At 74.9% G+C, this 1,453-nt stretch carries 1 protein-coding gene; it reads right to left on the bottom strand.

All coding sequences use genetic code 11. The annotated features are described in order from the left end of the window. On the bottom strand, positions 1-1,412 hold a 1,412-nt coding region (locus tag AB8Z36_RS39630; protein ID WP_369218206.1), incomplete at its 3' end, for an FG-GAP and VCBS repeat-containing protein. Positions 1,413-1,453: the final 41 nt, after the last annotated feature.

A 1,453-nucleotide genomic window follows, 5' to 3' on the forward strand; every position in this document is an offset into this window, starting at 1 on the left:
GCCCCGTACCCCTTCGCCCCCGAAAGCCCAAGCTTCCCCGGCGTCACCGACGTGATCGGCGGGTTCGGGCCGTCCTTCGGGGTCTGGGCGTACCAGACGCCGCCCTTGCCGTCCTCGCCCGGCGCGCCGACCGCGAGGTCGGGGTGGGTGTCGCCGTTGTAGTCGCCGGTCGTGAGGGCCGCGCCGAGGCGGTCGCCGGTCTCCGCCGTGCCCGCCACGTCCGCGGAGTTCTGGCTGAACGCGGGGCCCGCGAGACGCGATCCCGCTCCGGAGGCGGCCAGGAACCAGAAGGTGCCCGCGCTCCTGGCGGTGCCGACCGCCTCGGTGTCCGCTCCGGCGGTCAGCTCGTCCTTGCCGTCCTGGTCGAGGTCGGCCGCCGCGAGGTGCGCGCCGAAGTCGTCCTCGGCCTCCGCCGTGCCGTCGACGCCCGGGGAGTCCTGCGTGGTGCAGGAGGAGCCGCCGGCGCCGAGCGCCCCGCCCTTCTTCCCGTACACCGTGAGGATGGCGCCGCCGAGGCGGTCCTCGCAGGCCGTCCCCTCGACCTCGGGATTGGGCCGTACGTCACCGATGGCGAGGTCGGCGGTGCCGTCGGCGTCGAAGTCGCCGGTGGCCAGCGCGGTCCTGCTGCTGTCGGCGGAGCGCCAGGTGCGCTTCCAGGTGCCGGACGCCCTGTTCAGGACCGTGGTGCCGCTGATCTCCAGGCCGTTGTACGACACGGCGATGTCGGCGCCGCCGTCCCCGTCGAAGTCACCGGAGGTGACCGCGGTGGGCCCGCCGAAGTGCCAGCTCTCGATGGCGGTGAGCGCGCCGGGGGAGCCCGCGGTGAACGGCCCCGGCCGCATCCGCAGCGCGCCGCTCTCCTCGCCGCGCGAGCTGAGGGCGATGTCCTTGTCGCCGTCCTTGTCGAAGTCGCCGGTGGTGAGCAGCGCTCCGTAGCGGGTGTCCTCGGAGCTGCCCTTGGCGGCGGTGAAGCCGCCCTTGAAGCCGGTCGCGGAGCCCCATACGACGGCCACGGTGCCCGCGTTCAGGGTGCCGTCGACGTCTTCGTCGGGCGTACCGACGACCAGGTCGGTGTAGCCGTCGCCGTTCATGTCGTCCGACGCGACGGCCGCGCCGAACGCGTCGCCCGCCTCGACGGTGCCGGGCACGCCCGCCGTGGCCTGGCTGACAGTGGTGGAGCCGTGCTTGCCGAGGCCGGAGGCGCCGCCCCAGACGACGTTGACGTAACCGGCCCCGGCCTTGCCGCCGGCCGTGGCCTCGGGCACGCCGACGGCGAGGTCGGCGTAGCCGTCGCCGTTGAAGTCGCCCTTCGGGGCGGAGGCCGCGCTCGCGGTACCGGCGAGCGGCAGCGTCAGGCCCGCGGCCGTCAGGGCGGCGAGGGAGGCGGTGACGGCCAGGTGTCGTGCGCGCACGTGGGGCTCCCGGAGTAAGGGGAAGACGGAGGGCGTGGCGC

Origin of the sequence: Streptomyces flavofungini, from assembly GCF_041028215.1 — a bacterium.
Taxonomy (GTDB): domain Bacteria; phylum Actinomycetota; class Actinomycetes; order Streptomycetales; family Streptomycetaceae; genus Streptomyces; species Streptomyces flavofungini_B.